The sequence below is a fragment of the Haemophilus parahaemolyticus genome, assembly GCF_018373095.1.
Taxonomy (GTDB): domain Bacteria; phylum Pseudomonadota; class Gammaproteobacteria; order Enterobacterales; family Pasteurellaceae; genus Haemophilus_A; species Haemophilus_A parahaemolyticus_A.
On sequence record NZ_JAHAHT010000132.1, the window covers coordinates 1 to 3762 of the forward strand.

Sequence of the window (3762 nt, forward strand, 5' to 3'; positions counted from 1 at the left end):
GAATACGTTTACCGCTAAAGTACGAGCATCTTCTGCAACCACGTTTGCTAATTGACGAAGTGGCGTTGCCGCACCGTAATATTCCACTTGGATGCCATCTAAAAGGCTTGGTTGTGCACGACCTGTGCGGATTTTAGAAATGTGGCTTTTTAACGCTTCTAAGCTTTTTTCCATACGCTGTTGCGTATCTTTTTTGATTTCGTTAATCATCTATTTTTCCTTTGATTGAATAAATTTAGAACAGCTAAATTAAAATTAAGAAATAGTAGTACCTTCAGTCGTTCCCGTAATTACTTCACGTAACGCACCTGCTTTCCCCATATTAAACACACGAATTTGCATACCGTGGTCACGTGCAAGCGTAAATGCAGCTAAGTCCATAACTTGTAACTCTTTGTCGATCACTTCAGCATAAGTCAATTGATTATATAACACTGCATCAGCAAATTTTGCAGGATCTTTATCATACACCCCATCCACTTTTGTCGCTTTTAACACTACATCCGCTTCAATTTCGATACCACGTAAGCAAGCCGCTGAATCTGTTGTAAAGAATGGGCTACCTGTTCCCGCAGAGAAAATCACTACACGACCTTCACGCAACATTTTAATCGCTTCAGACCAGTTGTAGGTATCGCAAATCCCGTTTAATTGGAATGCAGACATCAACTTCGCATTGACATCCGCACGATGCAACGCATCACGCATCGCCAAGCCATTCATTACGGTTGCAAGCATCCCCATATGATCGCCGACTACACGGTTCATCCCTGCTTTCGCTAATTTTGCACCACGGAATAAATTACCGCCACCGATTACGACGCCAACTTCCACACCCATTTCGATTAGTTCTTTAATCTCAAGTGCCATACGATCCAAAATCGAAGGATCAATACCGAAGCCTTCATCGCCTTGCAAAGCCTCACCACTTAATTTTAATAAAATGCGTTTATAAATCGGTTTGCTCATTTTAATTGCCTCTGTTTGAAGTGAAAACAAAAATCGCGGTATTATAGAATAAAACGATTGGATAAACTAGCTCATTCTTCTATCTCAAACTCGGTCTTCCACGATGAATTTTCTCTTGGATGGCTTCCATCACAAACGCATTCAACGAACGATTGCCTGCAGTTATGGTTGCTTCACGCTGGAACTCTTCGCCAATTCTTACATTATAAATACACCTTTGAAAGGTTTATTTGGCTCTTTATCTCACTCTACACAATCCTGTAAATCATCAACCGACTGTCTAAACTCTTTTTCAAGCTCTGGTAAAGTTTCTGCTCAGGTTTTTCCTTATTAAATTGATTTCTCTAAAATATGTAAATATTCAAATGTTGAATCTGCTTTATGATTACGGTTCTCTGTTTTATCTGCTTTAAAACGCTGATATTCCGTTTGAATTAAATCATACTTTCCGTAACGCTCAAAAATCTCTCTTACCTGCTCAACAGACATCAAACCTTCATTATTATAACTTAAAAAAACGTATTTAAAATTTGCATCTTTAATCAGTGCTTCAAACGCTGAAGCTACTTCTGATTTTGAACAATATTTAGATCGATTATACTCTCTTAATCCCGTTTTTCCTTTAGGGGTAAAATTATCATAAAGGGCTATCGTATTTAACATATGATAGTTTGCACCATATTGACGGGCATTATAGGGCGGATCAAGGTATAAAATATCCCCTGAAATATTTTTTATTAGCTGATTTGCATCCATTTGATAAACTTGGTGATCATTACAGTTAATCTCAAATAATGCTGGCTCAAGTGATAACGGCTTTAATGCAGATCTTTTAAGATTTTTCAAAAAAGCCCCATAAACCGATGCCGTATTTGCTACCTTATCTGCATTTTCTAACAAAGTTGCTAAGAGGAAATAGTAAGTGTCTTCATCGATATAGTGCGTATTCTTCCATTCTTCGATTTGCATTCGAATTGAATCAATTTTTTTACCATTTTCATCACTAAAATATTGACGTTCTGAGCCTGACCCTAAACAATAATTTTGATAAATAAAGCCTTCTTTCGGTAGTAAATTTTCTAATTCTTGTAATAATTCATCGGCTTTTAAAATTGTTTGATGATTGCCAATATAATTTCTATTTAAAACATAACTGTAATATTCCATATCATTCGCAATCACTTGCTTTACATTTGTTTTAAATTTTCTACCAACAACCCCTGTGCCTGCAAATAAATCACAAAACACTTTATTAGAAAGAGAATCACCAACAACATTAGTGATTTCTGCCTCTAGCCAGCTAGAAAGTTTTAGTTTTGAACCGATATAATTCATTCGTTCTCTTCTGAATATAATTTATTAAAAATGTAGTCTGATGTATGTTTGGCTGCTTCAGCAGAAATTCGTTTCACACTGCTTTTTCGATATTCCACTGGATCATATTGATAGCACCCAACACAACCCAATTCTTCCGAATAATTTTCATCACCTTGATAAAACGCATAAGGATTACCTAAAATATTCTTAGCACTCCAACGTTTATTGGTTGCTTTGCACTCTTTGCAAATTTGACGTTTAGCATCATTAGCAGCCTTACAAAGCGGTTGAAAATCTTCTAATTTTTGCGTTTTGGTATCACTGACACGATGATCGTTTTTTCTGCCATCTTTATGATCAATTTCAATCTTGGTATTTTCGGATTTTCCATTTATCCCCAACATCACACAATTTTTCGTTTTGAGTGTATCTTTAATATCTTTTCGAATATGTTGTTTAAAATGCTTTTCTTGATTAAAACCATTGAGCCTAATTGCATCAATAGAATTACCAGATGTACGACTTTTATCAAATTCAACAATATAATCTCTTGCTAATGGAGAACTTGCACGACACCAACTTCCACCATTACCTAATTTTAAATCTTTATATTCACCAACAAATTCACTTACATTAACCCAACGAGAAATACCTTGCTCATTTGGCTTGGCTAATCTTAAAAATAGTTCTGTTTTTGTGATTTTCATACTCAAAACTCTTTTTTAAACACCATAATATATTCATGTTTGAAAATATAGTAATCACTACTTAATGCTCGATAGCGCCAAATACCACCAAAATTGAGCTTCCCTCTATTGCCTTCAATATTTTTCACTATGATACCTTTTAATTTCACTTTAAAATTTCGTTTTATCATATCCATACAATAAAAACTAAGTGGCAAAACTTCACTATTTTTATAGACATCTCCAATCACTAAAGCAAAATATCGACCTTTATCAAGGTGTTTTAAACTATTCTCACAAACAAGTTTAAACTTTCGCACAAACTCATTGATACTATCACATTGAGAAAGATCGTTAGGATTATCTGTAAACTTGACAATATCCATATAAGGTGGATGCATCAGTAAAAATTGTGCTGTTTTTCCATATTCTTTAAAATGTTCGTCGACGGATATCTCATCCATTGAGTTACAATTTGCAATATAGAAATCATTTATTTTTTCTTTATCAGCATTTTCTCTCACATAGTCAATAATATGAGGATTAAGATCAAAGCCAATATATTCTCTGTTTAACGTTTCACACTCAAATAATGTTGTCCCACTGCCCATAAAAGGCTCAAAAACACATTCATTCTCCTTTGTGTATCTACGAATCAATTGATTAGGAATCTGGGGAATAAAGTTTCCGTGATACACATTTTTGTGCTTTCCTGTTTTATCTCTTGTTGGAATCATCCAAAGACTATCAGTATTAATATCAAGCGCTTGCCATTGAGATAAATCCAAAT

Annotated in this window: 5 protein-coding genes; all 5 read right to left on the bottom strand. The window is 34.7% G+C overall.

The genetic code is table 11. The annotated features are described in order from the left end of the window. Positions 1-210, bottom strand: a 210-nt coding sequence (locus tag KH943_RS09565) for a ribosome-recycling factor (protein ID WP_304110363.1), incomplete at its 3' end; no start/stop codon positions are given. 45 nt (positions 211-255) lie between these two features. Then, positions 256-969: a UMP kinase gene (gene pyrH / locus KH943_RS09570; RefSeq protein ID WP_005706757.1), complete on the bottom strand. Its 714-nt coding sequence runs from the start codon at positions 967-969 to the stop codon at positions 256-258. 330 nt (positions 970-1299) lie between these two features. After that, on the bottom strand, positions 1300-2304 hold the full coding sequence (locus tag KH943_RS09575; protein ID WP_304110364.1) for a DNA adenine methylase: 1005 nt from the start codon (positions 2302-2304) through the stop codon (positions 1300-1302). Continuing rightward, positions 2301-2993, bottom strand: a complete 693-nt coding sequence (locus tag KH943_RS09580; protein WP_304110365.1) for a restriction endonuclease — start codon at positions 2991-2993, stop codon at positions 2301-2303. Before KH943_RS09580 ends, KH943_RS09575 begins: the two co-directional genes overlap by 4 nt. Positions 2994-2995: 2 nt before the next feature. Beyond that, a complete protein-coding gene (locus tag KH943_RS09585; protein WP_438359838.1) occupies positions 2996-3709 on the bottom strand; it encodes a DNA methyltransferase in 714 nt (237 codons plus the stop codon). Positions 3710-3762: the final 53 nt, after the last annotated feature.

Excerpts from the sequence above, each read along its gene's own strand:
- pyrH (WP_005706757.1), bottom strand. The coding sequence starts at position 969 with ATGAGCAAACCGATTTATAAACGCATTTTATTAAAATTAAGTGGTGAG.
- KH943_RS09575 (WP_304110364.1), bottom strand. The coding sequence starts at position 2,304 with ATGAATTATATCGGTTCAAAACTAAAACTTTCTAGCTGGCTAGAGGCA.
- KH943_RS09580 (WP_304110365.1), bottom strand. The coding sequence starts at position 2,993 with ATGAAAATCACAAAAACAGAACTATTTTTAAGATTAGCCAAGCCAAAT.
- KH943_RS09585 (WP_438359838.1), bottom strand. The coding sequence starts at position 3,709 with ATGATTCCAACAAGAGATAAAACAGGAAAGCACAAAAATGTGTATCAC.